Annotated in this window: 10 protein-coding genes; 4 read left to right on the top strand and 6 right to left on the bottom strand. The window is 64.2% G+C overall.

Annotated elements, in window-relative coordinates; all coding sequences use genetic code 11:
• Window positions 1-136 precede the first annotated feature (136 nt).
• Both malQ and GWG67_RS10485 read left to right on the top strand, forming a co-directional pair.
• Window positions 137-2,098 (top strand): 4-alpha-glucanotransferase, encoded by a 1,962-nt coding sequence (gene malQ / locus GWG67_RS10490; RefSeq protein ID WP_275169281.1) that lies wholly within the window; start codon window positions 137-139, stop codon window positions 2,096-2,098.
• A 43-nt stretch (window positions 2,099-2,141) separates the two neighbouring features.
• Window positions 2,142-3,944: a glycoside hydrolase family 15 protein gene (locus GWG67_RS10485; RefSeq protein ID WP_275169280.1), complete on the top strand. Its 1,803-nt coding sequence runs from the start codon at window positions 2,142-2,144 to the stop codon at window positions 3,942-3,944.
• Between the two features lies 1 nt (window position 3,945).
• Here GWG67_RS10485 and GWG67_RS10480 read toward each other — a convergent pair whose 3' ends face one another.
• From GWG67_RS10480 to GWG67_RS10455, 6 genes are read right to left on the bottom strand one after another with little or no spacing between them, the layout of a single operon-like run.
• Complete coding sequence (locus tag GWG67_RS10480) at window positions 3,946-4,758, bottom strand: HAD family hydrolase (RefSeq protein ID WP_275169279.1); 813 nt, start codon at window positions 4,756-4,758, stop codon at window positions 3,946-3,948.
• 23 nt (window positions 4,759-4,781) lie between these two features.
• Window positions 4,782-5,312 carry a gluconokinase gene (locus GWG67_RS10475; protein ID WP_106945853.1) on the bottom strand — a complete coding sequence of 177 codons (531 nt, stop codon included), beginning with the start codon at window positions 5,310-5,312 and terminating at the stop codon, window positions 4,782-4,784.
• Window positions 5,299-6,048, bottom strand: coding sequence for a 6-phosphogluconolactonase (gene pgl / locus GWG67_RS10470; RefSeq protein WP_275169278.1), 750 nt, complete (start codon window positions 6,046-6,048; stop codon window positions 5,299-5,301). Before pgl ends, GWG67_RS10475 begins: the two co-directional genes overlap by 14 nt.
• A complete protein-coding gene (gene zwf / locus GWG67_RS10465; protein WP_275169277.1) occupies window positions 6,048-7,559 on the bottom strand; it encodes a glucose-6-phosphate dehydrogenase in 1,512 nt (503 codons plus the stop codon). Before zwf ends, pgl begins: the two co-directional genes overlap by 1 nt.
• A 44-nt stretch (window positions 7,560-7,603) precedes the next feature.
• A complete protein-coding gene (gene gnd / locus GWG67_RS10460) occupies window positions 7,604-8,602 on the bottom strand; it encodes a phosphogluconate dehydrogenase (NAD(+)-dependent, decarboxylating) (protein WP_275169276.1) in 999 nt (332 codons plus the stop codon).
• Window positions 8,603-8,615: 13 nt separating this feature from the next.
• Window positions 8,616-11,465, bottom strand: a complete 2,850-nt coding sequence (locus GWG67_RS10455) for a bifunctional transaldolase/phosoglucose isomerase (RefSeq protein WP_275169275.1) — start codon at window positions 11,463-11,465, stop codon at window positions 8,616-8,618.
• Between the two features lie 308 nt (window positions 11,466-11,773).
• Here GWG67_RS10455 and GWG67_RS10450 point away from each other — a divergent pair, with 308 nt between their 5' ends.
• Together GWG67_RS10450 and GWG67_RS10445 are read left to right on the top strand one after the other, a co-directional pair.
• Window positions 11,774-12,424 (top strand): hypothetical protein, encoded by a 651-nt coding sequence (locus GWG67_RS10450; protein ID WP_275169274.1) that lies wholly within the window; start codon window positions 11,774-11,776, stop codon window positions 12,422-12,424.
• A gap of 299 nt (window positions 12,425-12,723) precedes the next feature.
• Window positions 12,724-14,667 carry a PrkA family serine protein kinase gene (locus GWG67_RS10445; RefSeq protein WP_275169273.1) on the top strand — a complete coding sequence of 648 codons (1,944 nt, stop codon included), beginning with the start codon at window positions 12,724-12,726 and terminating at the stop codon, window positions 14,665-14,667.
• Window positions 14,668-14,682: the final 15 nt, after the last annotated feature.

Here is a 14,682-nt window from a genome sequence, read left to right as displayed (position 1 = left end):
AGAAAGCCGCTTGTGTGTCATTGGTTCCGTTGGGAACGGCAGGCGCGGCTCGCGAGTTAACCCTGACTAACCTCTTCCGCGACCTCGTTAAAATCGATGCCCCCGGCCAAAAAATGGCCTGCAAGCTGCGTGCCGAATGGATCTTTTAGCTCAAGCCCGGATCAAGGGCGTTCAATCCGAATTCGTCGATGCCCTCGGAAAGCTGCGGGTCACCGATCCCGTGGCCCTCAAATCCATCCTCGACGCCCTGCCGGAGAAGCGGGTTTACCGCTTCGTCAGCGGGCCCGTGGTGGTACGCGCCTTGGGACATCCGCGCACCGAATTGACGACGATCGGTGCGCCGCCACTCAAATGGAAGATCACGGGCAACGGCAATTTGATCGCGCAAGGCGAGACGCGCGAGCCCGTGATTGCCTGGCCCGCCGGCCTGCCGCTCGGCTATCACCGCCTGACGCTGACCGATGCCGAAGGCGTGACCGAAGAAGTGCCGATGATCGTGGCGCCGGAGCGGGCCTTTGGCGGCGATTTCGACCGCGGCTGGCTGCTTGCCGTGCAGCTCTACAGCGTCCGCTCGGACCGCAATTGGGGCATCGGCGATTTCACCGACCTCGCCGGTCTCGTCCGGCTCGCCAAGCAGTTGGGGGCCGACGGCGTCGGGCTCAATCCCCTACATGTGTTGTTCGACGACCATCCGGCGGACTGCAGCCCCTATTCGCCGAACAGCCGGCTGTTTCTCAATCCGCTCTATATCGACGTCGAGGCGATCCCGGAATTTTCTCCCGACCTCGTCCCCGACGCGGCCGCGACCGCCGCGCGGCTCCGTAAAGGCGATCGTGTGCCCTATCCGGATATGGCGGCCTTGAAATGGTTGGCCTTGCGCGCCGCCTTCGACAGCTTCGTGAAAACCGCGAGCGGCGTCCGCCGCAACCAGTTCGACGCCTTCCGCGCGGCTCGCGCGCCGCTGTTGTCCCGCTTTGCCTGTTTCGAGGTGCTCCGTCATCGCTTCGCGGCGCCGTGGTGGGAATGGCCGATGGAATGGCAGCAGCCGGACGAGGCGAAATGCGCCGAGCTGCGCAGCGGGCCCGACAAGCACGAGGTCGAGTTCGTCGAATTCGTGCAATGGACCGCCGATAGCCAGTTGCATGCCGCCAAGGAGCTGGCCGGCCAGCTCGGCATGCGGGTCGGGCTTTATCTCGACGTTGCCGTCGGCGTGCAGTCGAACGGCTTCGATGCCTGGAACGAGCAGGGGGCGATTTCCCGTCATCTCGCCGTCGGCGCGCCGCCGGACGTGCTCAACACCGTCGGCCAGGATTGGGGCCTCGCCGGCTTCAATGCCGGCGGCCTGGAGGCGCAATCCTTCGTGCCGTTCGCCGATATGCTCGCGGCTTCGATGCGCCATTCCGGGGCCATCCGTCTCGATCACGTGCTGGGCCTGAAGCGGCTTTATCTGGTGCCGCGCGGCTTCAAGCCCGACAACGGCGCCTATGTGCAGATGCCGTTCGATGCGCTGCTAGCGACCGTGGCGCGCGAGAGCGCGGCCCATAAGTGCATCGTGATCGGCGAGGACCTCGGCACGGTGCCGGAAGGTTTTCGCGAGACCATGCAGGATTTCGGCATCTGGTCCTATCTCGTCATGATGTTCGAGCGCGACGATGCCGGTCACTTCCGGCCCGTCGATCACTACCGGCCCAACGCGCTGGTGACGCTGAACACGCATGATTTGTCGACCTATGCCGGCTGGCGCTCCTTCAGCGATCTCAAGATGAAGCGCTCGCTCGGGCTCGATCCCGGCGAGAACGATCAGGCCCGCTGGGATGCGCTCGGCCTGCTCGACGAGATCCTGCGTGCCAACGGCATCCGTGCCAATGATGTCTATTCGGTGCTCGCCTTCCTGTCGCGCACGCCGTCGCGGCTGCTTGCGGTGTCGCTGGAGGATCTGCTCGGCGTGATCGACCAGCCCAACATTCCCGGCACGATCGATGAGCATCCGAACTGGCGCCAGCGCCTGCCAGTGACGCTCGACAAGATCGCCTCGAAGGTCGATCTCGCGGCTTTGAAGGCCGCCACACGGGAACGCTCGTTGCCCGGCGGGCGTTGATCGCCGGGTCGTCCAGGACGCCGTTTTCGAGGCTCGCACGACATTGTCTCAGAAAATCGAGGACTATGCGCTGATCGGCGACTGCGAGACCGCGGCGCTGGTCGGCCGCAACGGCTCGATCGACTGGCTGTGCTGGCCGGCCTTCGATTCCGACGCCTGCTTTGCCGCGCTCCTCGGCACCCACAAGAACGGCCGCTGGCTGATCGCGCCGGGCGAGGACGTCACCGCGACGTCGCGCCGCTATCTCGGCGACACCCTCATCCTCGAAACGCGCTTTGAGACGAAAAGCGGCACCGTTGCGCTGATCGACTTCATGCCGCCGCGCGGCAAAGCCTCCGACATCGTGCGGCTGGTCCGCGGCGTCAGCGGCACGGTGAAGATGCGGATGGAGCTCGTGATCCGCTTCGGCTTCGGCGTCGACATCCCGTGGGTGCGGAGGATCGACCATTCCCTGCTGGCGGTCGCCGGGCAGGACATGACCGTGCTGCGGACGCCGGCGAAGACCCGCGGCGAGGATCTGACCACGGTTTCGGATTTCGAGGTGAGGGCCGGCGAGACCGTGCCGTTCGTGCTGACCTACGGCCCCTCGCATCTCGCGCCGCCCCCGCCGATCGACCCGGAACTCGCGCTCCAGGAGACCGAGAAATTCTGGCAGGAGTGGTGCAGCCACTGCAATCGCGATGGCGACTATCGCGACCTGATCGTGCGCTCGCTGATCACGCTCAAGGCGCTGACCTTCGGTCCGACCGGCGGCATCGTCGCGGCGCCGACCACCTCGTTGCCGGAGAAGCTCGGCGGCGCCAGGAATTGGGACTACCGCTTCTGCTGGCTGCGCGATGCCACCTTCACGCTGCTGGCTCTGATGAACTCAGGCTATACCGAGGAAGCCTCGGCCTGGCACAATTGGCTGTTGCGTGCGGCAGCCGGCTCGCCGTCGAACATGCAGATCATGTACGGCATCTGGGGCCAGCGGCGGCTGCTGGAATGGGAAGCCGGTTGGCTCGACGGTTACGAGGGCGCGCAGCCGGTGCGCGTCGGCAACGCCGCGCATGCGCAGCTCCAGCTCGACGTCTACGGCGAACTGATCGATGCCTTCCACCAGTCGCGCATGGCCAAGCTCAAGCTCGACGACGAGAGCTGGGCGTTGGAATGCGCCGTGCTCAAGCATCTCGCCGAAGTCTGGGACCAGCCCGATCATGGCATCTGGGAGCGGCGCGGACAGCCGAAGCATTATGTCTTCTCCAAGGTGATGACCTGGGTCGCCTTCGACCGCGGCATCAAGAGCGCCGAGACCTTCGGCTTCAAGGCGCCGCTGCTGCACTGGCGTACCTTGCGCGATGCCATTCATCGCGACGTCTGCAACCGGGGCTTCGACGCGGAGGAGAATGCCTTCGTGGAGTCCTACGGCTCGAAGCTGCTCGATGCCAGCGTGCTACTGCTGCCGGGCGTCGGCTTCCTGGAAGCGTCGGATCCGCGCATGCGCGGCACCATCGCGGCGGTGGAAAAGCACATGCTGCGCGACGGCTTCGTGCTGCGGCACGATCCCCGCGAGGTGCCTGCGGGGCAACCCCCGCTCGAAGGCGCCTTCCTCGCCTGCAGCTTGTGGTTGGCCGATGCCCATGTGCTGTCGGGCGATCTCGACAAGGCGCAGGTCTTGTTCGATCGCGTGGTCGGTATCGCAAATGACGTCGGGCTGCTGGCCGAGGAATATGATTCAGGCGCCAGGCGTCAGACCGGCAATTTCCCGCAGGCGCTGACCCATATCGCGCTGGTCAACACCGCGCATAATCTGTCGGCGGCAAGGCAGGGCAGCCAGAAGCCGGCGATGCAGCGGTCGAAGCAGTGACCTAGGCGACCTCGTTCCGCTTCAAGATCATCTCCATCGCTTCCGCAAAACCGTCCTGCTCGTTGGTCGCGGTGACGTGGGTCGCCTGGTCCTTGACGTTGTCGGCGGCGTTGCCCATGGCGATCGAGGTGCCGCTGACGCGGAACATCGCGAGGTCGTTCTGCATGTCGCCGATGGTGGCGACCGCGTCCGTTGAAATGCCGAGGCGCCTGGCCATGGCTTGCACGAATGTGCCCTTGTCGAAGCCGGGCGGGGTGATGTCGAGGTAATAGGTCTGCGAGCGCACCGCCATCGCCTCGCTGCCGAGCGCCTTCTGCATCGCCTTTTCGCAAGCTTCGAGGCCGGCTGCATCGGCGCTGGCTCCGACGATCTTGCAGGCGCTCGCGAGATAGGGTGAAAAGTCCGTGACGATGGTGGGATCGGAGCGGATGGTGTGCTGCTCGTGAGCGACGTATTGGCCATCAGGCCTGTCGATCAGCCACTTGTCGGTGGTGAATAGCCAGATGTCGGCGCCGAAGGCCCGGAGAATCTGCAAGCTTCGCTCGGCCGCGCCGGCCGGGATGAGATGCTGTTCGACCGGATTCATCTCGGGATCGACGATCGAGGAGCCGTTGAACGGGCCGACCGGCAGCCAGAGCGCCAGCGGCTCGATCAGGAAGCGCATGCCGATCGCGGGGCGGCTCGACGTAATCGTGAAACCGATGCCGGCCTGGTGCAGCCGCTGCACCGCGGACCTCGCGCGGTCGGTCAGCGTCTTGTCCTTGGTCAGCAGCGTACCGTCGACGTCCGAGACGACGAGCGAGATTTTTGTCATGGCGGTCCCTTGGGTATTTGGCCTCAGCGTTTCGCGCCGCCCAGTTTCAACTGCCGCACCGCGCCGTCCACGATCGCTTCCACGGATTCGTCGATCGAGACGGTGATCACGTGCTCGCCAGCCTCCGGCGGCTCCAGCGTGTTGAACTGGCTCGTCAGCAGGCCGGGCGGCATGAAGTGCCCCTTGCGTTGCGCGAGGCGAGCGGCGATCAGCTCCTTCGTGCCCCTCAGGAAGACGAAGCGGACGTCGTCGCGTCCGCGCAGGAGCACGTCCCGATAAGTATGCTTCAGCGCCGAGCAGGCGATGATCACGTGCTCGCCCTTGTCGCAGACCCGCGCGATCTCGTCGGCGATGGCGTTGAGCCAGGGCCAGCGGTCCTCGTCGGTGAGGGGATGGCCGGCCCGCATCTTCTCGACATTGCTGGCGGGGTGAAAGCTGTCGCCGTCCTCGAATCGCCAGCCGAGGCGCTCGCCGAGGGCTTTTGCAACCGTGCTCTTGCCCGAGCCCGACACGCCCATCACGATCAATGCACAAGGTGCTTCAACGCCCGCCACGAATTCCCTCCGGAAGCGCGGCCTGGTCGACCAGCCAGACGGTCTCGCCATTCGAGCGCGCGCGTACAGCCGGCAGAGTCTCGCCATTGAGCAGGCGCGTCAAGATCGGCTGCTTGTCGTGCCCCGCTATCTCGAACAGCATTTCGCGGCAGGACGCCAGCGCGGGCAGGGTGAGCGAGACCCGCGGCACGAAGGGCGCAACATTGGCCTTGGGGACGCCGACCACCCAGCGTCCCGTCTCCTCGATGGCGGGGTAGCCGGGGAAGAGCGAAGCCGTGTGGCCGTCCGGGCCCGCACCCATCAAGACCATGTCGAACAGCGGCCGTGCCGGATCCAGGCTTTCTGCGCCGTAGAAAGCCTGCAACTCGCGCGCATAGGCTTCGGCGCTCTGATCGGGGGTGTCTGCCGTCGTCGGGATCGGGTGAACATGGCCGGAGGGCGCGTTGTGATCGAGGAAGGTCGCGCGCGCCACCGCCATGTTGTGGAGGGGATCGCTTTCGGGCACGAAGCGCTCGTCACCGATGAACCAGTGCACGCGCTCCCACGGGATCTTTTCGCGCCAGGCGTCGCTGCCCAGCAGCTGATAGAGCTTCTTTGGGCTGGAGCCGCCGGTCAGGCAGATCGCGATGCGCCCGGGATTGGCCGCGATTCGCGCCATCACCCGTTCGGCCGCGGCTTGGGCGAGAGCCACGGCGTCGGGCTCGACGATCAGCTTCGGCTGTCCGGCCGTCGCCATCACGAAAACTTACGCCAGCTTCGGCCGTCGCGGCGGAGCAATTCATCGGCGCAGGCGGGGCCGTCGCTGCCGGCTTGATAGGTCTCGATGCCGTTGCTGCCCGCGTTCTTCCAGGCGTCCAGGAATGGCTGCACCGCCTGCCATCCGGCTTCGATGCCGTCGGCGCGCTGGAACAGGATGTTGTCGCCGATCATGCAGTCGTAGATCAGCGTCTCATAGCCGGTCGAGGGATCGGCCCGGAAATAGTCGCCGTAGCGGAACTTCATCTCGACGCCGTCGATGGTGACGCTCGGCCCCGGGATCTTGGCGTTGAACTGGAGCTCGATGGTCTCGGTCGGTGCGATGCCGATGGTGAGGAAGTTCTGCGAGAGGCGATCGACAGCCGTGCCTGAGAACATCGACAGCGGCGCCTGCTTGAACTTGATCGCGACCTCGGTGCGCTTGTGGCCGAGTGCCTTGCCGGTACGCAAATAGAACGGTACGCCGGCCCAGCGCCAATTGTCGATCATCAGCTTCAGCGCGACATAGGTCTCGGTGGTGCTGCCGGGCTTGACGTCCTCGGTCTTGCGATAGTCCGGGATCTCATCGTCGCCGATGCGCCCCGAGAGATACTGGGCGCGCACCGAGCTCTTCAGCGCTTCCTCTTCGCTCGGGCGCTGGATCGAGGTCAGAATCTCGGCCTTCTCGGAGCGCACGGAATGGGCGTCGAAACGCGCCGGCGGCTCCATCGCGACCAGCGACATCAGCTGAAACAGGTGGTTCGGCACCATGTCGCGCAGCGCGCCGGTCGCGTCGTAGAAGCCGCCGCGATGGCCGACGCCGAGTTTTTCCTCCACCGTGATCTGGATGTGGTCGATATGGTTGCGATTCCAGATCGGCTCGAACATGCCGTTGGCAAAGCGCAGCACCAGGATGTTCTGCACCGTCTCCTTGCCGAGATAGTGATCGATCCGGTAGATCTGGTGCTCGTCCATGATCTTCAGCAGCTCGCCATTCAGCGCGCGCGCGGAGGCGAGGTCGGTGCCGAACGGCTTTTCGATCACCAGCCGCCGCCACGCGCCGTTCTCCTTCATCATGCCGGTGCGGCCGAGCTCGCGCGCGGTCGGCGCGAACGCCGCCGGCGGCGTCGCGAGATAAAACAGCCGGTTGCCGCCGGTGTCCTGGGCGCATTCCAGGGAATCCAGATGCTCGCGCAGGCGATCAAAGGATGGCGGATCCTTTGCGTCGGCTTCGACGAAGGTCACGCATTCCAGCAGCTTCTTGGCAATGTCGTCGTCCACCGGACGGGTCGCGAACTGGCGCAAGCCCTTCAACAGGCTGTCGCGCAGCTCGTCGTCCGACTGGCCCCGGCGGGCGACGCCGACCACGCAGAACTTTTCCGGTAACAGATGCTCGGCCGCCAGATTGTAGAGCGAGGGCATCACCAGCCGATGGGTGAGATCTCCGGTCACGCCAAAGATGACGAAGGCGCAATTTTCCGGCTTGCGCTTTGGCTGCGGGTCTTTTGTCACGAACTGTTGGCCTTCGCTTGATTACGTTCTACTTCAGCTTCGAGCTATTTGGGCTTCGAAGCAGCCGACTGCTTCGGCTCCTTATGGCCGCCGAAGCCGGCTCGCATCGCTGAGAGAATTTTCTCGGCGAAGGTGTGTTCCTTGCGGGAACGGAAACGTGCGAACAGCGCCGCGGTCAGGACTTCGGCCGGCACGGCCTCGTCGATTGCGGCGTTCACGGTCCAGCGGCCTTCGCCGGAATCCTCGACGAAGCCGGAGTATTCCGTCAACGCCGGGCTGTCGGCGAGTGCGGTCGAGGTGAGGTCGAGCAGCCAGGACGGGATCACGCTGCCGCGCCGCCACACTTCGGCGATATCGGCGAGATCGAAATCGTAACGATGATCCGCCGGCAAGGCGTCGATGTTGGCGTTCTTGAGGATATCAAAACCTTCGGCGTAGGCCTGCATCAGGCCGTATTCGATGCCGTTGTGGATCATCTTGACGAAATGACCGGCGCCGACAGGGCCGGCATGGATGTAGCCCTGTTCGATGCGGGGATCGCGCCCCTCACGTCCCTCCGTGCGTGGAATGTCGCCGGCGCCGGGCGCGAGCGCGGCGAAGATCGGATCGAGCCGATCGACCACCTGTTTCTCGCCGCCGATCATCATGCAATAGCCACGGTCGAGGCCCCAGACTCCGCCGGAGGTGCCGACGTCGACATAGTGGATGCCGCGCTCCTTCAGCGCCTTGCCGCGGCGCACGTCGTCCTGCCAGAACGTGTTGCCGCCGTCGATGATGACGTCGCCGTCCTGCATCGCGCCCGCGATCGTGTTGATCGTGGTCTCGGTGATGTGGCCGGCCGGCAGCATCACCCAGGCCGTGCGCGGCCGCTCCAGTTTCGCAATGAACTCTTCGAGCGTCGCCGACCCGACAGCGCCGTCTGCGGCAAGGCCCGCGACGGCCTTGGCGTCCTTGTCGTAGACCACGGTCGAATGTCCCTGGCGCATCAGCCGGCGAACGATGTTGCCGCCCATCCGGCCGAGGCCGATCATGCCGAGTTGCATTTGAGAAATTCCCTTAGTTCAGTGCGTCGTTGAGCGCCGCATTGAGCGCCGCGAGACCCTTCTTGAGCCCGCCCTTCAGGTGGACCCGCAGCGCGCGCCGGCCGCGCTCGGTGAGCACGTCGAAGTCGCCGCGCGCCTGCGCGGCCTTGATGACGCCGAAGCTGGCCTTCTGACCCGGCACCGGCAAGTCCTTGGCATCGTCGGCAGTGATCTGGAGGAACACGCCGCTGTCGGGGCCGCCCTTGTAGGCCTGTCCTGTCGAGTGCAGGAAGCGCGGTCCGAACTCGGCGCAGGTTGCGACATGTCGCTTCTCGCGGACTTCGAGCCGCATGGCCTGGAGTGCGTCGATCGTCGCCTTGTCGCGGGCGATGTAGCCGAGCAGGGCGACGTAATCGCCATGGTTGGAGCGCGACAGATGCGCTTTCAGCCATGAGGTGAGGTCGCCGTTGGCGCCGGCGGCGCGTAGGGCCGCGGCATTGGTCTCGTCGGTGTAGAGATCAGCCTCGGTGGTGCTGACCACCGGCCGTTCGGCCGGCAGCGAGCCGGTCTTCTCGAACGACGCCGTGAGCTCCCGGGTCTTCATCTTGGCCGCTTCCACGTCCGGCTGGTCGAACGGGTTGATGCCGAGGATGCTGCCCGCCACCGCCGTTGCCATTTCGAAGCGGAAGAACTCCTGGCCGAGATGGTCGATCGACTTCATCACGATGCGCACGACGGGATGGCCGGCCGCTTCGATCGCAGCAAGCTGTGAGTCATGGGCGGCGTCCGCTTCGCCCTCGATACGGATGTCGATGAAGAGCCGGTCATTGCCGTAGACCGCGGGCTCGCCCAGCGGCTCGCCGTCGATCGGGATCAGGCCCTTGCCGTCCTTGCCGGTCGATTCCGCGATGAGCTGCTCGGCCCAGGCGCCGAAATCGGCGATCTTCTTCGACGACAGGATCGTCACCTTGTCGCGGCCTTCGAGGGCTGCATGGCCCATGGCAAGGCCGAGCTGCACGCCGGGGTTCTCGGCTGGCGGCACGTCCGGTCCGCAGGAGCGGGCCATCGCAAGCGCATGCTTGACGAAGGTCTTGATATCGATGCCCGCGGTTGCCGCCGGCACCAGGCCGAACGGCGAGAGCACCGAGTAGCGTCCACCGATGGAGGGCTCGCCGTGGAAGATGCGCGCATAGTTCAGCGTCTTCGCCGCCTTTTCCAGCGACGATCCGGGATCGGTGACCGCAATGAAGCGATGGCCGGTCTTGACCTTCGGCCCGACCGCCTGCGCGACGCGCTCGTGGAAATAATCCTTCATCGCATTCGGTTCGGTGGTGCCGCCGGATTTGCTGGAGACGATGAACACGGTGTTGGCGATGTCGATCCTGGCCTCCATTGCCCGCACCTGCGCCGGATCGGTGGAATCCAGCACGTGCAGCTTCGGGAACCCGGGCTTCTTGCCGAAGGTCTCGGCCAGCACCTCCGGCCCGAGGCTTGACCCGCCCATGCCGAGCACGACGGCGTCGGAAAATTTCTGGCCTTTCACGCGGCTGGCATAATCCTCATAGTCGGCGACGTCGGCCTTGGCGGCGCTGTCGAGCCAGCCGAGCCATTTGTCCTCGTCGGTGCCGGTCCAGACCGATTTGTCGCGTTGCCACAGCCGGCGGATCTTTGCCGACGCACGCCATTCCTCGGTGCTCTTGGCCACGGCCTTGCCGAGACCGTCGCCGAGCGAGAGCAGCTGGCGGTCGATCGCGGGCCCGAGCACGGTGGCGCGCTTGTGGGCGACCGCGCCATAGAGCTTGTCGGCGGCATCGGCAAACTGCCTGACGCCGTCCTTGACGAGCTCCTCGGTGATGGCGTCGAGCGAGACGCCGGAGCGCTCCAGTTCTTCCAGCACGCGCCTGGCGTCGTCGACATTCTCTTCCAGGCTGTCGCGCGGCGTGCCGTGGTCGCGGAACGCATCCAGTGTCGCCGGCGGCACGGTGTTGATGGTGTCGGGACCGATCAATTCCTCGACATAGAGGACGTCGCTGTAGTCCTTGTTTTTGGTGCCGGTCGAGGCCCACAGCATGCGCTGCGGTTTGGCGCCTTTGGCCGCGAGCTTGTCCCAGCGGGGACCCGAGAAAAGCCGCTTGTAATCCTGGTAGGCGACCTTCGCATTGGCGATCGCGACCTTGCCTTTCAGCGCAGCGAGCCGTTCCTTTTCGCTCGGATCGTTGGCGCGGGCGATCTTGTCGTCGAGCTGCTTGTCGACCACCGAGTCGATACGGCTGACGAAGAAGCTCGCCACGCTCGCCACGTGCGAGGGGTCGCCGCCACCTGCGACGTATTTCTCCAGACCGGCGAGATAGGCCTCGGCGACCTGCAGATAGACGTCCCTGGAGAACAACAGCGTGATGTTGATGCTGATGCCGTCGCCGATCAGGGTCTCGATTGCCGGCAGGCCCTCCGGCGTTGCCGGCACCTTCACCATCAGGTTCTTGCGATTGACGTCCTTCCAGAGCCGCCGCGCCTCGGTGACCGTGCCGCTGGTGTCCATCGCCAGATAGGGCGAGACTTCCAGGCTGACATAGCCGTCGCCGCCCTTGAGGCGGTCGTAGACCGGGCGCAGCACGTCGGCGGCGTTCTGGATGTCCTCGACCGCGACGGCCTCGAACAGGTCGGCGACCGACCGGTCGCCGCGCTTCAACGCCTTGCCGATCGGCGCGTCGTACTCGTCGGAGCTGCCGATCGCTTTCTCGAAGATCGAGGGGTTGGAGGTGATGCCCTTGACGCCGTCGGTGTCGATCAGCCGCTTCAGGTCGCCCTTGGCGATGAAGCCACGGGCCAGGAAGTCCAGCCAGACGGCTTGTCCGTGCTTTTCCAGTTCTTTGACGGGATTCATGATGCTAATTTATCTCCAAGCCTGCGGGCGAGGGGTTTCCGCGCCGGTCCTGACGCGCTATCCTCTAGCTTACATGCTTCCTTGAGGGAACCAATCAAGGGTATGGGCGTCATATCCTCCAGTGTAACTCCGTCGCGATCATGGCGATCGGCGTAGAGGTGGCGCAAGTTGCGTAAAGGGTTGTTGGCCGTGAGGAATCGGCCGGGCCTCGTTGTGTAACGTCAGCAGCCTCGCCTCGCCGCTAGCGGCTGCGCGGAGTACTCATCAGCGGATTCCGGTCCGCCTGATGCATTGTGGCTCGGTCGCGAATGGCCATGCTGGGGGAAGGCATGCAAGCACATCATGACCGTCCGGCGCTCGCTGTCACGGACAGACCCCGATCGGTCACGTCGACCGGATGCGTCGATGCGTCCCACGATCTCGAAATCGGTCCATGTACGACCCGACTGCGGCTGCTGGTCGTAACGGGCTTCGCCATGACGCTGCTCAGCGCAACGCTCGCCTTGGGCTGGTGGAATGCTTTTGGCCATTACGACACGATGCTCGGCTATGCCGGCGTGGTGGTGTTCGCCCTGATGACCGGTGGGCTGATCTGGGTGCTCCCCGCCGAACGGGGATCGGTGGTGATCGTCACCCCCTACGGCATTCGCGATCTCCGCATCGGCAATGAATTTCTGCTGTGGGACTCGATCGCGGAGATTTCGGCTGAAGAACGCCGCGGGCGCAAGGTGATCGTGCTGGCCCCGACGCCGGCTCTGCAGCGGCAGCTCAGCAGCATCCGCGGCTTGGCCCGCTGCGTGAGGGACGACCGCATCGTCATCCGGTCGGAGGGCCTGGCGACCGATTTTGATACACTGCTGCGCGCTTGCCGCGACTGTCACGCCGCCAGCGGTCCACGCACCGCATTGCAGCAGGAAGATGAACGCGGCACCCAAGGCTTCGCCGTACAAGCGTCATAAGATCGCCGTTCGCAGACGGCTATGATGCAGCGCCGGATGAACGCATCCCCGGTAATGCCCGGATGTTGCGAGCGAGTGACATTTTCTGGAAATGAGCCAATATAGACAAAGATTCGCTCAAATATCAGGCAGGTGCCTGTTCGTAACTCACCCTGTGCCTACGTTGTGCGTTGCGCCGAGAAGGCGCCCGGGTGTCGAATGATCGTCATGTGCTCACGCTGATTCGAGAGTGGCGCTAAGGAACGGTCCGGTCGCTGCTTTCGTTCAATTGTGTAGCGGAACTCACGCGGAGAGGGATCATGTATAACGATTCTCTATTCAACGCTTTCGCTAAGTCGTTCGAGGCGAGAAGCCAACACGACATGTCGATGGCGGAATATCTGGAATCGTGTCGAAGCGATCCCATGAAATACGCGAACGCGGCCGAACGACTGCTAGCAGCGATCGGTGAGCCCCAGACGATTGACACGGCCAAGGACCCACGCCTTGGCCGTATTTTTTTGAACCGCACGATCCGCACCTATCCGGCCTTCGCCGGCTTCTACGGCATGGAAGAAACCATCGAGCGCATCGTCGGTTTCTTCCGTCACGCGGCGCAGGGCCTCGAAGAGCGCAAGCAGATCCTATATCTGCTCGGTCCGGTCGGCGGCGGCAAGTCCTCACTCGCCGAACGGCTCAAGTCGCTGATGGAAGTGCATCCAATCTACGTGCTCAAGGCCGGCGACGAGCTCTCGCCCGTGTTCGAAAGCCCGCTCAGCCTGTTCGATCCGGATCAGCTCGGCCCGATGCTGGAAGAGAAATACGGCATTCCGCGCCGCCGTCTCACCGGCCTGATGAGCCCGTGGTGCTACAAGCGGCTGGAAGCCTTCGGCGGCGACATTTCCCAGTTTCGGGTCGCAAAGATCCAGCCGTCGCGGTTGCGCCAGATCGGGATCGCCAAGACCGAGCCGGGTGACGAGAACAACCAGGACATCTCCTCGCTGGTCGGCAAGGTCGACATCCGCAAGCTCGAAACCTACGCGCAGAACGATCCCGACGCCTACAGCTATTCCGGCGGCCTTAATCGCGCCAACCAGGGCGTGCTCGAGTTCGTCGAGATGTTCAAGGCGCCAATCAAGATGCTGCATCCGCTGCTCACCGCGACGCAGGAAGGCAACTACATCGGCACCGAGAATATCGGCGCGATCCCGTTCACCGGCGTCATCCTCGCGCACTCCAACGAGGCCGAGTGGTCGAGCTTCAAGGCCAACAAGAACAACGAGGCCTTCATCGACCGCATCTGCGTGATCAAGGTGCCTTATTGCCTGCGGATCACGGAAGAGCAGAAGATCTACGAGAAGCTGATCCAGGGCTCCGAGCTCGCGGCCGCGCCTTGCGCGCCCGCGACGCTGGAGACATTGGCGCGGTTCTCGGTGATGTCGCGCCTGCGCAAGCACGAAAATTCCACGACCTACGCCAAGATGAGGGTTTACGACGGCGAGAGCCTGAAGGAGACCGATCCGAAGGCGCGCAGCGTCCAGGAATATCGCGATGCCGCCGGCGTCGACGAGGGCATGGACGGTGTTTCCACCCGCTTTGCCTTCAAGATCCTGGCTGCGACCTTCAACCATGATCCGCAGGAAGTCGCCGCCGACGCCGTGCATCTGATGTACGCGCTGGAGCAATCGATCAAGCGCGAGCAGCTGCCCGAGGAAATCGAGAAGCGCTACCTCGAATTCATCAAGGCCGACCTTGCACCGCGTTATGCCGAGTTCATCGGCAACGAGATCCAGAAGGCTTATCTCGAATCCTACTCGGATTACGGCCAGAACCTGTTCGACCGCTACGTCGACTACGCCGACGCCTGGATCGAGGACCAGGATTTCAAGGATGCCGACACCGGCCAGCTGCTTGATCGCGAACTCTTGAACCAGGAATTGACCAAGATCGAGAAGCCGGCGGGCATCGCCAACCCGAAGGATTTCCGCAACGAGGTGGTCAAATTCTCGTTACGGTCGCGCGCCCAGAACGGGGGCAAGAATCCGACCTGGATCTCCTACGAGAAGATTCGCGATGTGATCGAAAAGCGGATATTCTCCCAGGTCGAGGACCTGCTTCCGGTCATCTCCTTCGGGTCGAAGAAGGACGGCGAGACGGAGAAGAAGCACGGCGAGTTCGTCGCACGCATGGTGGAGCGCGGCTACACCGAGCGTCAGGTTCGCCGGCTCGTCGAATGGTACATGCGCGTGAAGCAGGCCGGTTGAGGCGGATGGAAAAGT

The organism is Bradyrhizobium sp. CSS354 (assembly GCF_029051725.1).
Lineage (GTDB): Bacteria > Pseudomonadota > Alphaproteobacteria > Rhizobiales > Xanthobacteraceae > Bradyrhizobium.
Note: the sequence above shows the minus strand (reverse complement) of the source record. Positions and strands in the feature narration are given on the sequence as shown.

Excerpts from the sequence above, each read along its gene's own strand:
- malQ (WP_275169281.1), top strand. The coding sequence starts at position 137 with ATGGATCTTTTAGCTCAAGCCCGGATCAAGGGCGTTCAATCCGAATTC.
- GWG67_RS10480 (WP_275169279.1), bottom strand. The coding sequence starts at position 4,758 with ATGACAAAAATCTCGCTCGTCGTCTCGGACGTCGACGGTACGCTGCTG.
- pgl (WP_275169278.1), bottom strand. The coding sequence starts at position 6,048 with ATGGCGACGGCCGGACAGCCGAAGCTGATCGTCGAGCCCGACGCCGTG.
- gnd (WP_275169276.1), bottom strand. The coding sequence starts at position 8,602 with ATGCAACTCGGCATGATCGGCCTCGGCCGGATGGGCGGCAACATCGTT.
- GWG67_RS10455 (WP_275169275.1), bottom strand. The coding sequence starts at position 11,465 with ATGAATCCCGTCAAAGAACTGGAAAAGCACGGACAAGCCGTCTGGCTG.
- GWG67_RS10450 (WP_275169274.1), top strand. The coding sequence starts at position 11,774 with ATGGCCATGCTGGGGGAAGGCATGCAAGCACATCATGACCGTCCGGCG.
- GWG67_RS10445 (WP_275169273.1), top strand. The coding sequence starts at position 12,724 with ATGTATAACGATTCTCTATTCAACGCTTTCGCTAAGTCGTTCGAGGCG.